At 44.6% G+C, this 20513-nt stretch carries 20 protein-coding genes, 1 tRNA gene, 1 other RNA gene, 3 pseudogenes and 1 riboswitch; of the genes and pseudogenes, 7 read left to right on the top strand and 18 right to left on the bottom strand.

Going from position 1 to position 20513, the window contains the following annotated elements; translation table 11 throughout:
- Positions 1–647: pseudogene (locus QZ169_RS05280) on the top strand (hypothetical protein); the annotation flags it as partial.
- Positions 648–766: 119 nt separating this feature from the next.
- Here QZ169_RS05280 and QZ169_RS11555 read toward each other — a convergent pair.
- Positions 767–1759, bottom strand: a pseudogene (locus QZ169_RS11555) (sialoglycan-binding domain-containing protein); the annotation flags it as partial.
- Positions 1760–2033: 274 nt separating this feature from the next.
- On the opposite strand from QZ169_RS11555, the gene QZ169_RS05270 reads away from it, so the two are divergent.
- On the top strand, positions 2034–2279 hold the full coding sequence (locus QZ169_RS05270; RefSeq protein ID WP_002921709.1) for a hypothetical protein: 246 nt from the start codon (positions 2034–2036) through the stop codon (positions 2277–2279).
- Between the two features lie 41 nt (positions 2280–2320).
- Here QZ169_RS05270 and QZ169_RS05265 read toward each other — a convergent pair.
- The 7 genes and pseudogenes from QZ169_RS05265 to dnaG form a co-directional block, all read right to left on the bottom strand.
- Positions 2321–2560: pseudogene (locus QZ169_RS05265) on the bottom strand (accessory Sec-dependent serine-rich glycoprotein adhesin); the annotation flags it as partial.
- A 211-nt stretch (positions 2561–2771) separates the two neighbouring features.
- Positions 2772–2859 (bottom strand) — tRNA-Ser (locus QZ169_RS05260).
- A 38-nt stretch (positions 2860–2897) separates the two neighbouring features.
- Positions 2898–3743, bottom strand: coding sequence for a DUF695 domain-containing protein (locus QZ169_RS05255; protein ID WP_125348483.1), 846 nt, complete (start codon positions 3741–3743; stop codon positions 2898–2900).
- A 166-nt stretch (positions 3744–3909) separates the two neighbouring features.
- Positions 3910–4258: a transfer-messenger RNA gene (ssrA, locus tag QZ169_RS05250) on the bottom strand.
- Positions 4259–4339: 81 nt separating this feature from the next.
- Positions 4340–4678, bottom strand: coding sequence for a metal-sulfur cluster assembly factor (locus QZ169_RS05245; RefSeq protein WP_002895943.1), 339 nt, complete (start codon positions 4676–4678; stop codon positions 4340–4342).
- A 125-nt stretch (positions 4679–4803) separates the two neighbouring features.
- Positions 4804–5916 carry an RNA polymerase sigma factor RpoD gene (gene rpoD, locus QZ169_RS05240; protein ID WP_002897871.1) on the bottom strand — a complete coding sequence of 371 codons (1113 nt, stop codon included), beginning with the start codon at positions 5914–5916 and terminating at the stop codon, positions 4804–4806.
- A 2-nt stretch (positions 5917–5918) separates the two neighbouring features.
- On the bottom strand, positions 5919–7703 hold the full coding sequence (gene dnaG, locus QZ169_RS05235; protein ID WP_295505197.1) for a DNA primase: 1785 nt from the start codon (positions 7701–7703) through the stop codon (positions 5919–5921).
- 154 nt (positions 7704–7857) lie between these two features.
- Here dnaG and mscL point away from each other — a divergent pair, with 154 nt between their 5' ends.
- On the top strand, positions 7858–8241 hold the full coding sequence (gene mscL / locus QZ169_RS05230) for a large conductance mechanosensitive channel protein MscL (RefSeq protein WP_060976252.1): 384 nt from the start codon (positions 7858–7860) through the stop codon (positions 8239–8241).
- 113 nt (positions 8242–8354) lie between these two features.
- On the opposite strand, the gene rpsU is transcribed toward mscL, so the two are convergent.
- From rpsU to QZ169_RS05200, 6 genes are all read right to left on the bottom strand, one after another.
- Positions 8355–8531, bottom strand: a complete 177-nt coding sequence (gene rpsU / locus QZ169_RS05225) for a 30S ribosomal protein S21 (RefSeq protein ID WP_000048054.1) — start codon at positions 8529–8531, stop codon at positions 8355–8357.
- 147 nt (positions 8532–8678) lie between these two features.
- Entirely contained in the window at positions 8679–9362 is a 684-nt protein-coding gene (locus tag QZ169_RS05220) for a DUF4956 domain-containing protein (RefSeq protein WP_002895949.1), read from the bottom strand.
- Positions 9363–9373: 11 nt separating this feature from the next.
- Positions 9374–10105 (bottom strand): polyphosphate polymerase domain-containing protein, encoded by a 732-nt coding sequence (locus QZ169_RS05215; protein WP_002906906.1) that lies wholly within the window; start codon positions 10103–10105, stop codon positions 9374–9376.
- Between the two features lie 377 nt (positions 10106–10482).
- On the bottom strand, positions 10483–11940 hold the full coding sequence (locus QZ169_RS05210) for a M56 family metallopeptidase (protein WP_125381795.1): 1458 nt from the start codon (positions 11938–11940) through the stop codon (positions 10483–10485).
- Between the two features lie 15 nt (positions 11941–11955).
- On the bottom strand, positions 11956–12333 hold the full coding sequence (locus QZ169_RS05205; RefSeq protein ID WP_002895954.1) for a BlaI/MecI/CopY family transcriptional regulator: 378 nt from the start codon (positions 12331–12333) through the stop codon (positions 11956–11958).
- Between the two features lie 115 nt (positions 12334–12448).
- Entirely contained in the window at positions 12449–12805 is a 357-nt protein-coding gene (locus tag QZ169_RS05200; RefSeq protein WP_049539381.1) for a DUF1304 domain-containing protein, read from the bottom strand.
- A 189-nt stretch (positions 12806–12994) separates the two neighbouring features.
- Between QZ169_RS05200 and QZ169_RS05195 the strand changes: the two genes are divergently transcribed.
- Positions 12995–14311 carry an FAD-containing oxidoreductase gene (locus QZ169_RS05195; protein WP_125381797.1) on the top strand — a complete coding sequence of 439 codons (1317 nt, stop codon included), beginning with the start codon at positions 12995–12997 and terminating at the stop codon, positions 14309–14311.
- Positions 14312–14422: 111 nt separating this feature from the next.
- Entirely contained in the window at positions 14423–15391 is a 969-nt protein-coding gene (locus tag QZ169_RS05190) for an NAD(P)/FAD-dependent oxidoreductase (protein WP_002904171.1), read from the top strand.
- 33 nt (positions 15392–15424) lie between these two features.
- Here QZ169_RS05190 and whiA read toward each other — a convergent pair whose 3' ends face one another.
- The 4 genes from whiA to QZ169_RS05170 are packed head-to-tail and all read right to left on the bottom strand — an operon-like array spanning position 15425 to position 18633.
- Complete coding sequence (gene whiA / locus QZ169_RS05185; protein WP_002895960.1) at positions 15425–16336, bottom strand: DNA-binding protein WhiA; 912 nt, start codon at positions 16334–16336, stop codon at positions 15425–15427.
- The gene (locus QZ169_RS05180; protein ID WP_002904170.1) at positions 16333–17310 is read right to left on the bottom strand and encodes a YvcK family protein; all 978 of its coding nucleotides are present in this window, start codon (positions 17308–17310) and stop codon (positions 16333–16335) included. The genes whiA and QZ169_RS05180 overlap by 4 nt, the downstream gene beginning before the upstream one ends.
- Positions 17307–18197 (bottom strand): RNase adapter RapZ, encoded by an 891-nt coding sequence (gene rapZ, locus QZ169_RS05175; protein WP_002921728.1) that lies wholly within the window; start codon positions 18195–18197, stop codon positions 17307–17309. Before rapZ ends, QZ169_RS05180 begins: the two co-directional genes overlap by 4 nt.
- A gap of 55 nt (positions 18198–18252) precedes the next feature.
- Positions 18253–18633 (bottom strand): RidA family protein, encoded by a 381-nt coding sequence (locus tag QZ169_RS05170; protein ID WP_002906916.1) that lies wholly within the window; start codon positions 18631–18633, stop codon positions 18253–18255.
- Positions 18634–18765: 132 nt separating this feature from the next.
- A riboswitch (PreQ1 riboswitch) is annotated at positions 18766–18810 on the top strand.
- A 120-nt stretch (positions 18811–18930) separates the two neighbouring features.
- Between QZ169_RS05170 and QZ169_RS05165 the strand changes: the two genes are divergently transcribed.
- Both QZ169_RS05165 and QZ169_RS05160 read left to right on the top strand, forming a co-directional pair.
- Positions 18931–19902 carry a nucleoside hydrolase gene (locus tag QZ169_RS05165; protein ID WP_295505194.1) on the top strand — a complete coding sequence of 324 codons (972 nt, stop codon included), beginning with the start codon at positions 18931–18933 and terminating at the stop codon, positions 19900–19902.
- A 13-nt stretch (positions 19903–19915) separates the two neighbouring features.
- A complete protein-coding gene (locus tag QZ169_RS05160; RefSeq protein WP_002910157.1) occupies positions 19916–20467 on the top strand; it encodes an ECF transporter S component in 552 nt (183 codons plus the stop codon).
- Positions 20468–20513: the final 46 nt, after the last annotated feature.

Here is a 20513-nt window from a genome sequence, read left to right as displayed (position 1 = left end):
TAGTTGATGCGGACGTACTTGCGCTTACTGACGCACTCGTGGAAGCAGACGTGCTTGCACTTACTGACGCACTTGTTGACGCGGACGTACTTGCGCTTACTGATGCACTCGTGGAGGCAGACGTGCTTGCTGATACGGACGCACTTGTCGATGCAGACGCACTTGCGGATACGGATGCGCTCGTGGACGCTGAGGTGCTGGCACTCACGGACGCACTCGTTGAAGCAGATGTGCTTGCTGATACGGACGCACTCGTTGAAGCTGAGGTACTTGCAGACACTGACGCGCTCGTTGAAGCAGACGTACTTGCTGATACGGATGCGCTCGTGGACGCAGACGTACTTGCAGACACAGACGCGCTAGTCGAAGCGGACATGCTGGCACTTACTGAGGCGCTTGTTGAAGCGGATGTGCTGGCACTTACTGAGGCGCTCGTTGAGGCTGAGGTACTTGCACTTACAGATGCACTCGTCGAGGCAGACGTACTTGCACTTACGGATGCACTCGTTGAAGCAGACGTACTTGCAGAAACTGACGCGCTCGTTGAAGCGGACGTACTTGCAGATACTGATGCGCTCGTCGAGGCAGACGTGCTGGCAGAGGTTGATGCACTTACAGAAGCAGATTTACTATCTACAATAGACTGACTCGCTGAGGTCGATGCACTAAGGGACGCTGAGGTACTAGCCGACACAGAAGCACTGGTCGAAGCGGATGTAGAAGCTGATGTTAAAGCCGAACGACTTGATGCAAGATCTTTTACTACTCTATTTGCAGTAATAGTATCTGTAGAATTGTCTGGATAAGTAATGGTGACTGTTCCGTTTGCAGAAACAGTAATCGTAGCGGCAGCTGGTATATCAGGATTTGCTGCTCTTACCGCTGCAGCTACAGCATTCCTTTCATTTGTAGATAAATTAGAAAGATTATTTACATACGTTATTGTCGGATCCGCAGGGTCGTACTTTTCATTTTGACTTTTAACAGTAAGGAGAAATCTTTCAAGTCTATTCCGATTAGCATTATCCACCATTGAAGTGGCATTCCCTGAAGGGTCCCACGCAACTATATAACGAGTATAATGACCAATAACTGTATCTGTAGGAACCAATCCAAACATTCTAGTTCTTAGAGGATTATCTACGGTAGCATTACCAGGCTGGCCAAGATTCTCTGTCGAATATTGTACCCAATTGGGAGAAAGGTAAGTACTATTAGGACCACCTTCAACATTTCGGATGACAACTCTATTAACTTGACCGCTATTATCAGTGGTTTCTACATAAAATTCAAAGGATTCACCACGGTATACTACATAATCCCCAGATTTCACTTGGGGAGCTTCCGTATCCTTTTCCGCAATAGTTGTATTAAATCCTGCCTTATCCCAACTTCCATTTGTCGTAGCAGCAACTTGTTCAAACTCAAGCGGTAGATTTTTATTGGTAATTTTCTTATCGCTAGTTACTAAGCGGAGGCCTAGCTTGACTTCACCACCAGCATCATTTACGCGCGTAGTAATTCTTAGAATATTATCGCTGACAGATTCACCTGTATATAGATTCCAAGCACCACCTGAATTGTAAACTCCACCATTTGCAGCATTTTTACCATTAATCGTCACTGTACGAGTTTCCTGATTGCCACTGATAGATACAAGTGCACCGAGGTTAGTCTTTACCTGTCTTGGTGTAAGGGTTATCGTCCAAGTCAAAAGTCGATTAACATCATCAAAACTTGTAGTAACACCTTGAATCATATCGCCTTTAATATCACGATATTCGACATTAGGACCTGAGTCCGTTACATCCCGACGCGTTCTTCTACGTCTAGTTTGGCTAGAAGCTTCTGTCGACTGCTGGCTGCTTTTGGATCTAGCACTCTCTGATGTAGAGGTGGTAGATGTCTGACTGGCTGAGACTGACTCTGATGCACTAGCGGACGCACTAGTGCTTGCACTAACCGAATCAGATGTACTTGAAGACACTGAAAGAGACTCAGATACACTTAAGGAATCTGAGACTGCTTGAGATGTGCTGGCACTGATAGAGGCAGAGCTAGACTGTGACATTGACTCTGAAGCTGAGATGCTGGCAGAGATAGATGCACTGACAGAAGCACTGGCACTGGCTGAGGATGTATCTGATACAGACTCTGACTCAGTATGTGAGCTTGCCGTTGCAGTTGCTGCTTCAGTAGCACTGCTTTCTTCTCCTAAAACTGTTTCACCACGTGTCGCTAAAACGTCTGTCGTATCAATGACCTTTTCCAGAGCCTGACCGTCTTCTGCATGAACAGTTGTACTTGTCACAACAGCTCCGCCCAGCACGGCCCCTGTGGCGACAATACCCCTCAAAAAGTCTATGCCGCTCTTTTTATCGGTAACTTGTTCTTCCGTTACCTTGAGCTCGATCGATGAAAGGCCTCCCCCCTTCATTGATCTAAAAAGGCCGAACTGTGATGTCGCAGCACGCAGCCAATGCTTACCCGATTTAATCAGCTTAAAACGAGTCACACGCTCTACTTCGTGGTACTTACCTTTTTGACGTTTAAAAAACATAATTCTCCCTTTAATTTATATCCTTTTTAAAAATCCATTAAACCCATTTTACCACACTATTATATAAAATGAACAATAAATTACTTATTTTTTTTGCTGAAATTGTTTTCAAGTATTTCCAAAGATATTCATATTCAAAAAGAATCGCCTTACTTTCATGCCTCTTTTACAAATAGAAAAAACGCCAAACAGCGTTTCTTGCATCTTATGACGGAAGACATGGGATTCGAACCCACGCACGCTTTTACACGCCTACTGCGTTTCCAACACAGCCTCTTAAGCCTCTTGAGTAATCTTCCACAAAAGAGAAAGCCCAGCTTTCTCAAAACTTTAACCATTATACCACATTACAGCCCCAACCGCCATAGTTTCCGTTAAATTTTTTCACAAATTCGACTAAAGTCCAAACATTCTGGTTCAAATCAAAGATTTCTGTCGTATCCATACGAATCACATGCAGCTGATATGGTTTGTCAGCATCTTCTATCTTTTCAGCTGATACGAGGCTATAGCCCAGTTCTTCGACTTCCTTTAGGAAACCATCTCGATCTTCCTCTGACGCGAAATAGGCCCAATGGTCAATCTCGCGCTCCTGACTATGGTCATCGCCGTCCTGCTCCAGCTGGTACCAGACCCGCTGGTTGAGAATGGTCTGATACTCGTATTCATTAGGATAGAGAAAGTCAAAGTACTGATTCCATTCCTCGTCTTCCAAGGTTGCCGAGTCATAGCGGCGGTCTGGAAAGTCGCGCATCACGTTTGCAATCGGCTCCAGATGGCTTTTCTTGTCTTGCAGATAGTAGTAAAACTCAATATTTCCATCTGTTGTAATCACACCAACATGAATGCCACCGACCTGGCCCAAAGCCTCAGAAAGCTGGTCCTCAATCACATTCAGCTCTTTAAACTCATCACTAGATGGAAAACCTGTCTCCCCATCGTACTGGAGGAGCGTTACCTTGAGCCTCATAGCATAGGCGTATAGAGGATAGGGTGCCTCATCAGCAAGAGCTAGATTCAGACGGATACTAGCCAACTTGTCATCTATATAGGTTGAGAAAGAGCCCCACTCACTCGGAAAAGGATCCTCAGCAGGCACATCAAGCACTGATTCTTCCACCTTTTCTACTTTCTCTTCTTCTTGCTCTCGCTTCTTACCAAACAGATTCTTAAAAAAACTCATATCAAATTTCCCTTAATACTTATGAAATCAACCCAATAGAAATACAAATATTTCCTTTGTCATCACTAACATCATTGTATTACTTTTTCAGATAGAAATCAAGATTTCCTGGACATTGTAAAAGCAAAAAACGCTGATTTCTCAACGTTTTAGAAGGACTTTAAAATAATGGAGCCGGTGGGAGTCGAACCCACGTCCAAACACCTGCTAACACATTTGTCTACAACCATAGGCTATGTATTGGTTTGACTTAACTTTGACACATAGCTCAAGCCCAAGTCAAGCGAGTCTATCAATCTCTTGCAAAATCCCTAGACCAGATTTTGCCGTAGCTTGCTCATAATAAGACCTGTCATCAGACACAAGCAATCCGAATCGGGTCACGCTGGCTGGTTTTTAGGCAGCTAAAGCGTAAGAATTGTTATTTTTTGCAGTTATATTTAACTGGCGTTTTACATCCGCTAGATGGGTTGCAAAATGTGCCTCATAATGCCTGTCGAATCCGTAACGACCCCAAGACAATAGGAACATTATAACAGAATCTGCTAAAAAAAGCAAAAGCCTGCACGCAGCAGGCCAACACTTACTATCAGTTCTTAGCGAATCCCCAAAGCAATCCGAGCATAGCGGCTCATCTTTTCTACCGTCCAAGCTGGGTACCAAACCAACTTAACATCCGTCTTGGTAACCTCTGGAACATCAGACATGGCATCATAGATCTGGTCAGTCAGAAGATCCGCCAGAGGGCATCCCATGGTTGTCAGGGTCATATCGATTTCCGTTTCCCCATTGGTCTCGTCAAAACGGATTTCATAGATTAGACCTAGATTGACAATATCAATCCCCAGCTCTGGGTCAATAACCTGCTCCAAGCTCTCTAAAATACGCGTTTTGATTTTTTCAACTTCTTCAGGGCTGTATTTTTTTTCTGACATGCAATATCCTCCTTATAGATATAGCAGAAATTTCAAGTTAGCTCGAGGGGCTTTTGTTTTCAGCTAGGATTGCCGACTTGATGCTTCCTGCTGAAAGATTTTTGTCCCTCGCTGCTTTTCAGTTCTTAATCTTCGATAAAGTCTCTAAGTGGTTTGCTGCGGCTTGGGTGGCGGAGTTTACGCAGAGCCTTGGCTTCAATCTGGCGGATCCGCTCGCGAGTTACATTGAAGACCTTGCCGACATCTTCCAGTGTCCGCATTTTTCCATCGTCCAGACCAAAGCGCAGACGCAAGACGTTTTCCTCGCGGTCTGTCAGCGTATCCAAGACCTCATCCAGCTGCTCACGAAGGACGACACGAGTTGTATAGTCGACTGGATTTTCAATCACTTCATCTTCGATAAAGTCACCCAGATGGCTGTCATCTTCCTCACCGATAGGCGTCTCCAGAGAAACCGGCTCCTGAGCAATCTTGAGAATCTCACGAACCTTGTCAGGTGTCATATCCATTCGCTCAGCGATTTGCTCTGGTGTTGGGTCTTGCCCCAATTCCTGCAAGAGATTACGTTGCTCACGGACTAGCTTGTTAATGGTTTCCACCATGTGGACCGGAATCCGAATGGTCCGAGCTTGGTCAGCAATCGCACGGGTAATGGCCTGACGAATCCACCAAGTCGCATAAGTTGAAAACTTAAATCCTTTGGTGTAGTCAAACTTATCAACAGCCTTCATCAGTCCCATGTTTCCTTCTTGAATCAAGTCAAGGAACTGCATACCACGGCCGACATAGCGCTTGGCAATGGAAACAACCAGACGAAGATTGGCCTCGGCCAGACGCTGCTTGGCTTCCAAGTCTCCCTGCTCTACCAAGATAGCCAGCTCCTGCTCTTCTTCATTGCTGAGAAGGGGCACAACCCCAATTTCTTTCAGATACATACGAACTGGGTCATTGACCTTAGCTGAATTGCTGCCTAAGAGCTCTTCATCCGTCAGCTCTGCTTCTTCCTCTTCGTTATTTAAGACGCGCGCGCTGGGATTTCCTTCCTTATCTGTAATTGAGATGCCAGCATCCTGAATACGCTGCAGCAAATCCTCAATCCCATCAGCGTCCAAAGTGAAAGGAATAACCAGCTGGTCATTGATTTCATCATCTGTCGCAACCCCTGTCTGCTTGTGGTTGCGGATAAATTCTGCAATTTGAACGTCTAATGTTGTTACTTCTTTTTGTTTTGTAGCCATTCCTACTCCATTCTTCTTTTTTGCTCAATCAAGCGCTCTAGCTCGGACAGGGCTGTATCCGTATCTCCGCTGTGAGAGGCTTCTCGAATCTTCTTACTAATAAACTGATTATGCTTGCGCAAAATCTCCCGCTCTCTGGTTTCTTCCACTTCTTTCAATTCATCTTCCAAAACCTCATCCGGCAAGTCTTCTTCCAAGACCCGGTACCAAGCCTGCTGGACATGATCTGGCAGTTGGGACAAATCCTGCGGTGTCACCTCGCCATTTGCCAGCAAAATTTCATACAAGACCTGCAAGTCCTCCGAGTCAAAGACAAAGTCTTCTCTAAGACGGTATTGGTTCAAAATCAAAGGATGATGTATCATGCGGTGGAAGATATGATTTTCCGCCCTCATGAGACGAGTCAGCCGGTTCGACGGCGAAAACTGCATGACGACTGGCTGAGACTGCTGAATCGGCGCCTCCTGACTGCGACTAGATCGCTCAGCCAGACGGCTGTTATTTACCGTCTGCTCCACCTGCTGATAGTCAAAGTCCGGCAGCAACTCAGCCAGCATGTAAATATAGGAGTTCTGAGCTGTGATGGACTTGGTCTTCGCAATAATCGGCGCCATCTTCTCTACAAACTCAATCTGAGCCTGTAGATTTTCAATATTATCTGGTTTCAGATGATGCAGCAGAAACTCCACATTACTTATTCGCGTTTTACTCAGCAAATGCTGCAAGTCTTCCTCAGAATTTTTAGCGAGAAACTCATCCGGATCCAAATTATCGGGAATCCGAACAATTTCCACCGTCATATCTCTCAGCTCATCTAAAGCCTTAGCAGTCGCTGCCTGCCCTGCCCTATCTCCATCGTAAGACAGGATAATCTTCTTGCAATACTTACTCAGATGCTGAACATGCTCAGGCGTCAGAGCTGTTCCCATCGAGGCAACTGCATTTTCAATCCCGGCCCGATAAGCCGCAATCACATCCATAAAGCCTTCCATCAGATAAACCTCATGGCTCTTCTTGATAACCGGCTTGGCCTTATCCAGATGATAGAGCTCGTAGCTTTTATTGAAAATAGCGGTGCTACGACTGTTTTTGTACTTGGCCTGATGGCCGTCTGAGGCCGTTGCCTGCCAAATCCGCCCGGAAAAGGCTACAACCTGCCCACTGTCATTGGTCAGGGGAAACATAATCCGGTTCTGAAAGGCATCATAGACCAAATTATTCTCCGCAAGATTAAAGAGACCCGAGTTCATGATGGTATTCTCATCAAACTTGCCGGCCATACTCTTATGAAGATAATTCCCCTCATTAGGAGCCAGCCCAATTTGAAAATGCTTAAGAACATCATCTGTCAGCCCCCGCTGGTAGAGATAAGCCCGCGCTTCCTCTCCCATCTTGGTCGTCATCAGGACCGCATGGTAAAATTTCGCTGCCTCGGTATGGATATCGTAGAGAGCCTGATGCGGATGGCTTTGTCTCGGTCGGTCATTGCCCACTGTCTCCACAGCCAAAGGAATCCCTGCCCGTTCTGCTACAATCTGCACAGCATCCATAAAGGAAACGCCTCGATAATCTTCAATGAATTTGAAGACATCGCCCGACTTGCCGCAGCCAAAACAGTGATAAAACTGCTTGTCCTCTACAACGTTAAAAGAGGGCGTCTTTTCGCCATGAAAGGGACAGAGTCCCAGATAATTCCGCCCGGCCTTAGTCAAGGCCACTGTTTCTCCTATGACATCGACGATATTGACGCTGTTTTTAATATCAGAAATGATTTCTTTATCAATCAAGAGACAATACCTCCAATTTATCATAGAATATCATTCTATATTTTATACTAAAATGATGCAAATGTAAAATATTTGACAAGCAAATATCTTGAGGATGTCATATAAATAAGCTATAATATAATCTCATTAATAAATTCTTGAAAGGAAAGAAAGAATGTTAAAGGATCTTAAAGAATTCTTGCTGCGCGGGAACGTGATTGATTTGGCAGTCGGTGTAATCATCGCCAACGCTTTTGGAGCAATCGTCACTTCATTGATTACTGACGTAATCACTCCTCTCTTCCTCAACCCAATTTTGAAAGCTGCAAAATTGGAGCAAATTGCTGATCTGAAATGGAACGGGATCGCTTATGGTAACTTCTTGAGCGCTGTAATTAACTTCTTGGTAATCGGTACTGTTCTCTTCTTCATCGTCAAGTCTGCTGAAAAAGCACAAAGCCTTGCTAAGAAGAAGGAAGAAGTTGAAGAAGCGCCAGCTGGACCAACTGAATTGGAAGTCCTGCAAGAAATCAAAGCTTTGTTGGCTGAGAAAAAATAAAGAGAATTCACTGATGAAAATCAGTGTTTTTTTCTTTCATGTTGCTCATAATCATCCTCTTCTCTCCAAATAACCAAAACAAAAAACAGACCGGAGTCTGCTTTTTTGTTCAATTAGAATTTTTTACGTTTACGAGCTGCTTCTGATTTGCGTTTGCGTTTTACAGAAGGTTTTTCATAGAATTCACGTTTGCGTGTTTCTTGAAGAGTACCAGCTTTAGTAACCGCACGTTTGAAACGACGAAGTGCATCATCAAGTGATTCATTCTTGCGTACTACTGTTTTTGACATTTTTTTCACTCCCTTCAAGTCCAAAATCTATATAATCATACCACATATAGAAAAGAGTGTCAAGTATTTTCTGTAAGTATAATGTAGCTCCTTTTTATGATACAAACAAGAAGACCAACTGCTCTGCTGCAGCTGGTCTTCTTTTGCTTAGAGGGTTTTACGCTTCTTAGCAGCTTTGGAAAGGGAAATGTCCTGCACCTTATCATAGAACAGGAACTGCTGAATGAGCTCTCTGTCGCTCATGTCAGGATTCAAGTCAACAACATAGTCCAGCTTGATAGACTTCTTTTCAGCCGACTTGAGAGATGTCAGTTCGGCTGATTTACAAGTCGTTTCAAAGATAGCATCAAAGAGTACTTCGTAGTCAAAGTCAGCTGGAACCTGAACCTGGACATAACGTCTGGTCGGACTGACTGAAGTAAAGCTCATCTTTTCAAAGAGCATCCAGATGCCTGAAATAGCTAGAGTAAAGACAATTCCCAGTGCTACAAAGCCCATCCCCGTTGTAATCCCAATAGCCGTCGCCATAAAGATGGCTAGAAGCTCCTTGGAGCCACCCGCGGCCGACCGGAAGCGAATCAAACTGAAAGTCCCTGCTACGGCGACACTGGTGCCCAAATTTCCATTAACCAAGAAGATGATAATGGAAATAATGGCTGGCAAAAGGGAGAGGGTGACGACAAATTCCTTGGTATAAATGGTTTGGCGCTTATAGACCTTGGCCAAGATAATTCCTAAAACCACACTAGTTGCTAGTGAAAAAATCAATGCTAAAGGATTTATCTTGACTTCCGTAGAGGAGTAGATACTGTTAAATAACTGATTGAGCATAGACTACCTCCTTAGGCCTTGACTGTTTGAGTCAGCCTTTCTTTAGTTTTCAGGTAGGCATTGCCGTATTTTGAGAAGGACTGGTCTTCAAGACCGTATTTGTTCAGAATATCAGCCAACCACTGAGGATATTGACCAGGAACCTTGATTTCCATAATTACCTTGTCGTCATCCAGCAAGGGCAGTCCATAGCGGCCTAAAGCCAAGTCTACATCATAATCACGGTAGCGGATGTTGGAATCAACTGTCACACGGACTTTTTTATCTTCCAAGCCTCTCATAGAGTAGCGATCATAGCTAATCACCATTTTTGGCTTCAAGTCTATATAGCGCTCCTGTAACTGCTCCACTTCTGCCTTGACCCGATCATCAGAAATAGTATGGTCTGCCACACCGTTCACAATATAGTTGGTCACAGAGAGAGGATTCGAAACCAAACGGTATTTGAAACCTACTTCATCCCGTTTCTTCTTGATTTCCAAGAAAACTTGACTATCATCATTCGGCTGCTCAGCATAAGTCCGCATCCGCATTTTTTCGCGACCGCCTTTTCTGGCAATAGAATCCTGAATCATCTGGAACTCATCATTATCAAAATACACATTAGAAATGGTTGATGTCGCATAATCATCTGCGGTGAGGTAAGGTCTCATGTCAGCTTCAAGACGAGCTAGCATTGCCCGGTCAAGAATATACTTCGTTTCGATTCGTTGGAAATTTGTTTGGATTTGCTTTTGTTTCATTTGAATTCTCCTTTGATTCTACAAGTGTAGTTTATGCTTTTAAAAGAAATAGAGCTTCCGCTCTGCATCCTACAAGCGTCTGGATAAGCTTTACTTTCTTCTCCTTTCCAAGCAGTATTTTTCAAAAACATTCTACAAATGTAGTTTATAAATATATTCTACAATTGTCGTTTGTGAATGTCAAGAAAAAAGATAAATAATCTTTCATCTTTTTTAGCATTAGGAAACGAAGTGCAAACTGTAAGCAAAATCGTCCTAAAATAAAGATAAACTGATGACTAACTGCTCTTGGAGGATTTCTAAATCCCCCTTTGAGAAGATAATAAAATTCTACCAGTCTAAGCTTTTAAGAAACTTAAACTGGCAGAATCCTTTATTTAATCGTCATCATGGTCATCATCATCGTCCGGATCATCGGTGTCTGTCGTATGAGAGGAACTGTTCTGAGACGGAGTTTGAACAGTCGCTGTACTAGCTCCAGTAGAGCCCGCTGCTCCCGTATTTCCTGCACCTGCAGTAGAGCTGTTATCAGCTGGAGTCGATGCAGCAGACGAGGATGGGCTGACTTCTTTTTCAACCGTTACTGTCTTTTCGACAATGGTATACTGCTTGGATTGGATCAGTTTTCCATCCTTAGCACTGACAATGGTTTCATGGGCCGTTTGCCCGTGTGAGAAGCGAATCTTATAAGTGTCTTTCTCACGCGAAATTTGTAAATCTTTAATATCTGTTTCAGAAAGAGACAGCTCTTTTAAGACGGATGCTAGTGCCTGACGCTGACTGAGACCTTGAGACTGTTTTTGCCCCGTCACAGGCTTGCTTTGTTGAGCTTCTGGGCTTTCTAAGGCAAAGACCGAGCTAGTCAAGAGCAAAAGGAGAGGGACTGCTACTACAAAGGCAGCAGACAGAAACCTCTTAGGCAGGCGGTTATCCATGATACCGACAATCCGCCGCTTGAGATTAAACTTGTCAGAGTAAAAGCAGGTCGTCAGAGCAATTGGGGTCTTCTTACTGCGGTCTATCATGGTCAAAATCGTTTCACCGTAGAAAGTCCGATACTCTGTATCTCTACTGCTCAGAACATCATAGTCACAGTACATTTCTCCTGCTTCCTGAGTTTCACGGCAGGCAAAGCGGACAACCGGATTAAACCAGTGCAGACTCTTGGCGAAAATCCCTAAGAGATTAACTAAAACATCGCGGTGTTTGTAGTGAGTCAGCTCATGCTTGAAAATCAGCTGCAGCTCTTCCTCCGTGTAGTCCAACTCTGGCAGCACGATTAAAATATCTCTGAAACCTAGCAGCATAGGACTTTGGGACATAGGATAGTGGAGCAGACGAATCCGGCCCTTAACTCCCATCTCCTGCTGAACAGCCCGCAGCTGAGCCATCGCTTCTTCGTCCTGAAACTCCGTGCCCCAGCGCTTCAGCATCTTTCTGAAGCGAATATAAGAATAAGCGTATCTTCCTATGCTAAAGACAAAGCCAATCAGCCAGATGGTAAAGAGAATTTCAAACCAAGGTAGACCCAGAAAAGCTTCCCACAGATTTGGCTGGGCAGCTTTTTCAACTGCTGGAGAAGCGCCCTGAGCTCCACCTGTCTGGGTGGCAGTCACTGCTGTCTGAACTACCGATCCTGTATTCAGCCGAATCAGGCCTGAGCCGAACTGAGGACGGAACGGAAACAGAAAACTTAGCAATATCAGAAACCAAATAAAATACTTCACTCTGACCGAAATCTTAGTCTTAAAGGCCGTAAAAAGCAGACTAAGCAACAGCACCAAAATGGATGTCAACAAACTGGTCAGCAGAAAAGAAAGAAGGAACTGTTTCATGCTTATCCCTCCATCCTACTTTCCTTGGTTGAGCAAACTACGCAGCTCATCCAATTCATTTTCCGAAAAGGAGTTAGAAGAAAAGAGTGTTTTGACAAAACCGCCCATTGAACGGCCGCTGTGACGCTTCAAGAAATCCGAAGCCTCAACTTCCAGATACTCATCTTCTGAGATCAAGGCTGTATACTGCCTTTCACGCCCCTTACGGACACTTTCTAAAAAGCCCTTTTCAGTCAAGCGAGCCAAGACTGTCAGCAAAGTCTGGGGCTTCCAGTGATTGTCTGGTCCCAGCTTTTCCATGATACGGGCAGAGGTCGTCGGGGTAGGCAGTTGCCAAATTACCTTTAAAATAGTAAATTCCCCGTCTGGCAAACGTTTAATAGATCTTTTCATCGTTCCCACGCGCTTTCTAAATTAATGCTATTTCTAATTTTATTCTACACTTGTCTAATAAAAAAGTCAATCATTATATAAAAAAAGAGTGGGAAATCAATTTTTCTCACTCTATTTAGAAAAATAAACTAAGCAGGGTCAGCATAGCCAGCCCTCCCTGCTTGAACAGGATTTTGGGGTCACTGGTCACTGCACCGTATGCTGCCACCAAGATGATATAAACCATAAAAATTCCCAGCCAAAAAGAACTAGGCTGTACAAAGGCCGCAATCAAGACCAAAACAGCTATCAATCCGTTATAAACTCCTTGGTTTTTGAAAAGTGTATTGACCGACTGCTGCTCCAACTCCTCTTGTGACATACCGAAAACCCGAGCTGTTGCTTCAGAAGTCGTCGCAATGGTCTCCAAGTACAGGATATAGAAAAATTCCAAGGCAACTAAGCTTGCCAAAATCAGTGTAATAATAGACATTTCACCCTCCTAAAATAAATAACGAAGCTTAGTATAACACAGACTAACTGGAACTGCGAAAATCTTGCTCAAAAATGGACAGTTTGTATAAAAAGTGTGAGTAAAAATACTGAAGAAAAAAAGCGTAGCAGAAATCAGCAATTTCTGACTAGATGTGATACAATCTTTTTTGAAAAATGGAGGTAAATTATGTTAACCTATGATTTAATTGTCATCGGCTTTGGGAAGGCCGGTAAAACATTGGCAGCCAAAATGGCGGCCCAAGGAAAAAAAGTTGCTTTGATTGAGCGAAGCAAGGCTATGTACGGGGGAACCTGTATCAATATCGCCTGCATCCCAACCAAGACCCTGCTCGTCGCAGCTGAAAAAGGCCTGGCTTTCGACCAAGTCATGGCTGAAAAGAATGCTGTTACCAGCCGTCTCAACGGGAAGAACTATGCAGCAATCAGTGGTGCTGGTGTTGACATCATTGATGCGGAAGCTCATTTTCTTTCAAATAAGGTCATCGAAATCACAGCTGGCGATGAGAAAGAGGAATTGACGGCTGAAACTATTGTTATCAATACCGGTGCCGTTTCCAATGTCCTGCCAATTCCTGGACTGACTGAAACCGAGCATGTCTATGACTCAACTGGCATCCAAAATCTGAAGGAACTTCCTAAACGCTTGGGAGTTCTGGGCGGCGGTAACATCGGACTAGAATTCGCTGGACTCTACAATAAATTGGGTAGCCAGGTGACTGTGCTGGATGCTGCGCCTGTCTTTCTCCCTCGAGTTGAGCCTTCTATCGCTGCTCTAGCTAAGCAATACATGGAAGAAGACGGAATCCAACTCTTACAAAATGTACGTACCACACAGGTCAAAAATGATGGTGCTGAAGTTGTGGTTGTAACAGAGGATGGAGAGTTTCGTTTTGACGCCCTGCTCTATGCTACCGGCCGTAAGCCGAATATTGAACCACTTCACTTGGAAAATACAGATATCGAGCTGACAGAGCGCGGAGCGATTAAGGTCGATAAGCACTTGGAAACATCTGTACCTGGCGTATTTGCAGCGGGCGATGTCAATGGCGGTCTGCAGTTCACTTATATCTCATTGGATGACTTCCGTATCCTTTATAGCTATCTGGCTGGCGATGGCAGCTACACACTGGAAGACCGTAAGAACGTCCCTACCAGCATGTTCATCACACCACCTTTGGCTCAAATCGGATTGACTGAAAAGGAAGCCAAAGAGCAAGGCCTACCGATTGCAGTTAAGGAGATTCCAGTCGCAGCAATGCCTCGTGGTCATGTCAATGCTGACTTGCGTGGTGCCTTCAAGGCCGTTGTCAACACTGAAACCAAGGAAATTGTCGGGGCAACTATCTTCTCAGCTGGAGCTCAGGAAATTATCAATATCCTGACTGTAGCCATGGATAATAAGATTCCTTACACCTACTTGAGCAAGCAAATCTTCACCCACCCAACGCTGGCTGAAAACCTTAATGATTTATTTGCTATCTAATTTTAAGCCCCTAATGGGGCTTTTAAGATGCCTTTAAAACATTTACTTACATTTCAATCCCTTTTTGTGGTACAATAATGCTAGTTTATTTTAAAAAGATTGAGGAAAATTATGTCTGAACTGTATGATATTACGATTGTCGGCGGCGGTCCAGTTGGCCTATTCGCAGCTTTTTACGCTCATCTGCGCCAAGCCAAGGTTAAAATCATTGATTCCCTGCCTCAACTGGGCGGTCAGCCGGCCATTCTCTATCCAGAGAAGAAGATTCTGGATGTGCCAGGCTTTACCAATCTAAGTGGCGAAGAGTTGACACAGCGTCTGATTGAGCAACTAGAAACATTCCAGACAGAGATTTGCCTCAATGAAACGGTTCTGAATATCGTTAAATCTGGTGATGGCTTCTCTATCACGACTTCTCAAGCCCAGCATCAAACCAAAACCATCATCATCGCCATGGGAGGTGGCGCCTTCAAACCGAGAGCTTTGGAGCTAGACGATGCTGAAGCCTACAGCAACCTCCACTATCACGTTTCAAACATCAGTCAGTACGCAGGCAAAAAGGTTGTTGTTCTGGGCGGCGGTGACTCGGCTGTTGACTGGGCGCTAGCTTTTGAAAAGATTGCAGAAACCAGTCTGGTTCATCGTCGGGACAACTTCCGAGCTTTAGAGCATAGTGTGGAAGAACTCAAGGCTTCTAGTGTTGAGATTAAGACACCATTTATACCGAGCCGATTGGTTGGTGAAAATGGCAAGATAACCCACTTGGAAATCAGCCAAGTCAAAGGAGAGGAAAGTCAGCTTCTGCCTCTGGATCACCTCTTTGTCAACTACGGTTTTAAATCCTCTGTCGGCAATCTCAAAGATTGGGGCTTGGAGCTCAACCGTCACAAAATTTTGGTCAATAGCAAGCAAGAAACTTCCGTGCCAGGTATCTATGCAGCTGGTGACTGCTGCAGCTACGAGGGAAAGATTGACTTGATTGCGACTGGGTTAGGTGAGGCACCTACTGCTGTCAACAATGCCATTAACCATATCTATCCTGAGCAAAAAGTCCAACCCAAACATTCTACAAGCCTATAAAAAAACAGCTGCCGAGCTCAAGCTCAGCAGCTTTTATAATTCATCTGCGATTTTATTGATTTTTCTCAAGCGATGATTGACGCCGCTCTTAGTCAGTGGCCGGCTCAGACTATCAGCCAACTGCTGGATGGAGTAGTCTGGATGCTGGATGCGAAGCTGGGCTACCTCCTGCAGGTCTACAGGTAGACTCTCAATGCCAATATTATCACTGATTTTAGCAATATTGTTGATGGTTTTCATACTGGCTGTGACCGTGCGAGCGATGTTCGCTGTCTCCGCATTATTGGCGCGATTGAGGTCATTGCGCGCTTCCCGCATGAGCTTAAGAGACTCAAACTCAGCCATGGCTTCCATAGCCCCGATGACAATGAGAAAATCCATGATGTCTTCAGCTCTCTGCAGATAAGTGACAGCCCCCTTCTTGCGCTCGATGGTCTTGGCATCAAGCAGAAAACGACGCATCAAGGCAGCCAAGTCCTCAGCATGATCCAGATAAACGGACAGGATTTCCAGCTGGTACTTGCCTGAGTCTGGCTCCCGCATGCTGCCATTTGAGAGAAAGGCTCCCCGTAGGTAGGCTCGACTGGCTTCGTCATCAGTCAAAATAGCCTGGTCAATCCCTGCCTCGATACCAAAAAAGGAGTCAGCCAAGTGCAGGTCAGAAAGGATTTCTTCCACTTTCTGATCTAGAAATACTGTATAAACACGGTTCTTGCGCAAGTTGGTCTTCTGATGGTGGCGGATTTCTGACTTGACCTGATAAAGGTCCGACAGTAACTCATAGAGATGGCGGGCAATCTTGGCATTTTCTGTTGTGACAGACAGGGTCAAACCACTGCTGGCCAAGCCCAAACTGCCAGACATCTTGATCATGGCTGACAGCTCATTTTTATCTCTGTTTGCCAGACTCAGCAATTCTTCTTTTACTTTTACTGTAAAGCTCATTTGCGTACCTGTATAATCTGCATCAATTCGTCAACAACCAACTCACCATCATGGAACGCTCCGCCATTTTCCAAACGCAGAAAATTCGAAGAAATAACTCGCGGAACCTGCTCTTGCAACCCCTGAAAATCATGCTCCACCTGTATCAGATATTCGTCAAACTGGTTACTGTCCATATACTCATGAGGGACAGGTTCGATATTGACCAAGACTGTATCTACAAACTTCCTGCCTAAATGACGGTGCAGGACTTGGACGTGGTCGCTGTCTGAAAAATGCTCTGTTTCGCCGCGTTGGGTCATGATATTGCAGACATAGGCCACTTCTGCCTTGGTGTCTAGAAGAGCTTGGCCAATTTCCTCAATAACGAGATTAGGCAAGATAGAGGTAAATAGTGAACCTGGTCCCAGAACCACCATATCGCTTTCTAAGATGCTCTCGACTACCTTTTTACTGGCAGCAGGCTTCTGGTCATCATAGGTATTGGTCACATAGACCCGCTCAATCATTCCACTCTTGCTGGTCAGATTGCTTTCACCGACAACTTCCGTCCCATCTGCAAACACAGCATGCAGAGTTAAAGGGGTGTCACTAGAAGGGTAGATTTTGCCTGTCGTATGGAAAAACTTGGTTAGAAGCTGCATGGCATTATAAGTTGAGCCCTGCATTTCGGAAATACCGGCAATAATCAGATTGCCCAAGGGATGCCCCGCTAGAACGCCGTCTCCTTCCGCAAAGCGATACTGGAAGACCTTCTCATAAAACTTTGGCATGTCAGACATAGCTACCAAGACATTTCGCAAGTCACCTGGCGGAGTTAGCTGTTGGATGTTTTTTCGCAGCTCACCAGAACTGCCTCCATCATCTGCTACTGTGACAATGGCTGTAATCTCTACATCCTTTTTACGCAGGCTGTCTAAAATAACTGAAATTCCTGTTCCACCGCCAATGACTGTAATTCGTGGCTTTCTCATGAGCGGTTCACCGTTTCTTTCCGACGGTTTTTGTCGCGGTGGCTGGCATTGACCGGCCAATTTTTAGCCAAATCATCTGCTAAGCGCTGAGCAAAGGCTACACTGCGGTGCTGACCACCCGTACAGCCCACAGCGATAGTCAGGATAGACTTTCCTTCCTTCTGATATCCCGGCAAAATAGGCTCAATCAAGCCTAGCAAGTTCTTGTAAAATTCTTCTGACTCGGCATGGTTCATGACATAATCAAAGACATCCTTGTCCAAGCCAGTTTGATTGCGCAGTTCAGGTTTATAGTAGGGATTGGGCAGAAAGCGCACATCAAAGACCAAGTCTGCATCCAAAGGCAGACCGTATTTGAAACCAAAACTCATGACCTCAATGCGGAAACTATGCATGTCAGCCTGATTTGAAAATTGTTCAGAGATGGTCTTTCTGAGTTCCCTTGGCGTCAAATCTGTTGTGTCCACGACATTTTGGCTTAGATTCTTCAGAGGTGCTAAGAGTTCGCGCTCCAATTTAATCCCATCTAAAATCCGTCCATCAGCTGCCAACGGATGGCTACGACGCGTTTCCTTGTAACGAGCCACTAACTCCTTATCAGCTGCATCTAGGAAAAGAATCTTGAAATCTATATTCTCATTTTGCTCTAATTCATCCAAAACGTTCTGAATTTGCAAAAAGAAGGAACGGCTGCGCATATCGACAACCAGAGCCAATTTATCATTGTCAGTGGTCCCTTCGACCAGCTGCAAGAACTTCGGCACCAGAGTTGGCGGCATATTATCAATGGTAAAATAACCTAAGTCTTCAAAGGACTGGATGGCTACGGTTTTCCCTGCCCCGCTCATTCCAGTCACAATGACAAGCTGAATTTTCTTCTCAGACATAATAATCCTTTCATCAGATAGAATCCGTCAAAGAGTGGTTTTCCCCTGCTCTTTTTTAGAGAATCTCGGCAATAACCTCAATCTCAATCTTCACATCCTTAGGCAGGCGAGCCACTTCGACTGCTGAACGAGCTGGAAATGCTTCTGTAAAGGCTGTTTTGTAAACTTCATTAAAGGCCACAAAATCATTGATATCACTCAAGAAGCAAGTAGCCTTGACCACATGGTCAAAGTCTGTTCCAGCGGCTTCCAAAATGGCTGAAACATTTTTTAGCACCTGCTGGGTCTGCTCTTCAATAGTCGTCCCAACAATTTCTCCAGTTTCAGGAGACAGGGGAATTTGCCCGCTCGCGAACAAAAGATTGCCGACAATTTTTCCTTGAACATAAGGTCCAATCGCTGCTGGTGCTTTATCTGTATGAATCGTTTTTGCCATAATTATCACTTCTCCTACTTATTTTTTTCATTATACCATAAAAAGATGGGGGTGGCCATGTTAGGCTTACTCCCATTGACTTTTTCCTTATTTTTATTTATGATAGAAAAACAGAGAAATCAAAACCTAGGTTTTGGACTGGTTCGAAAACTTCCCAGAATAAAAAACTAAGTGCCTTTATATTGTATTTAAAATGTCTTGCGCATAGTTTTTTTGCCGTCTCCTCGATTAGGCAGGCTGTTAAGAGGTTGGGACCAATTGTCTCAACCTCATTTTTATATAGGCAAAGGAGAACTCATGAAAAGAAAAATCATTATCGACTGTGACCCTGGTATAGATGACAGTCTAGCCCTAATCTATGCCATTCAACATCCCGATCTAGAAGTAGTAGCACTGACCATCGTCGCTGGAAATGTCCCAGTAGACCTTGGTGTTGAAAATGCCTTTAAAATATTAGAAAGACTGAATCGGTTAGATATCCCAGTCTATGCAGGTGCAGACAAGCCTCTAGTCCGTAACTTCGTTTCAGCTCAAGATACCCACGGTATGGATGGTTTAGGCGAGAGCAGAATCAATCGGACAAGCAATTGTCAGCCCCAGTCTCAGAAAGCTTCTGAATTTCTGGCTACCTATTTCCAGAAGACTCAGGACACTTCCCTTATCACCTTAGGACCATTGACTAATCTAGCAATGGCTATAGAGAAAAATCCACAAATAGGACAACAAATCAAACGTTTTGTCAGCATGGGCGGCAGCTACAAATCTCATGGCAACTGCTCACCTGTAGCCGAGTATAACTACTGGTGTGACCCACACGCCGCTCAATTTGTCTATCAAAAGTTAGGCCGAAAAATCGAGATGGTGGGACTGGATGTCACACGCGCCATCGTCCTCACCCCTAATCTGTTAGAGTACATGCGTTTCCTGCAGCCAGAAGTAGCTGAATTTGTCGGCCGTATCACACGTTTCTACTGGGACTTCCACTGGGAATACGAGCATATCATCGGCTGTGTTATCAATGATCCGCTGGCTATTGCTCATTTTCTGCATGAAGACCTTTGTACGGGCTTTGACTCCTATGTCGAAGTCGTGACCGAAGGCATTGCTCTTGGACAGACCGTGGTTGATGCTTATGACTTCTATCATCAACCAGCCAATGCCTATATTGCAACTCAAGTCAGTCCCTCACTCTTCTTCCAAGACTTCTTAGCTATCCTCCTGAATCAGCCTAAGGAAACGATTGCTCGAGACCTATCATCACTTTTATGAGGAAAACTTTATCATGAAAAAATCAACACCCCTTATCTTAAGCTTCTTGTCTATCTGTATTGCTCTTAACTACGTAGGAGCTAATATTGCACTATTTCTGAAATTGCCTATCTATCTAGATACCTTTGGAACGATTCTAGCTAGCTTGACCTTAGGGCCTCTTGCTGGGGCTGGCGTTGCCTTTCTCAGCGCCCTCATTGGCTGGATGACAACCGATATCTTTTCTCTCTACTACTCGCCTGCCGCTATCATCATTGCTCTTTCAGCAGCTTGGTTTTTTAAAGAAAAAGGAAGCTTAAAGCTCAGTCTTCTCTGGAAAACCCTATTGGTAGCCCTTCCGGGTACCCTAGTAGCCTCTGCAATCACTGTCCTGCTTTTCGGAGGCATAACATCCAGCGGATCCAGTCTCATCGTCCAAGCCCTGAGGGGAATGGGAGTCAACCCCGTCCTTAGTATCGTCCTCGTCCAAATACTGACTGATTATGCAGACAAGCTTATCGTTCTAGGTGTCTGCCTAGCTGCTCTCCCTCGAATAAAAACAGTCAGTCCTAAAATCTTTGCTTAAAACAAAGGTTAATTACCTTAACGAATACATCTTTGGCGCAAAAAAA

The organism is uncultured Streptococcus sp. (assembly GCF_905372115.1).
GTDB lineage: Bacteria > Bacillota > Bacilli > Lactobacillales > Streptococcaceae > Streptococcus.
This window is presented reverse-complemented; position numbering and strand designations above follow the sequence as displayed.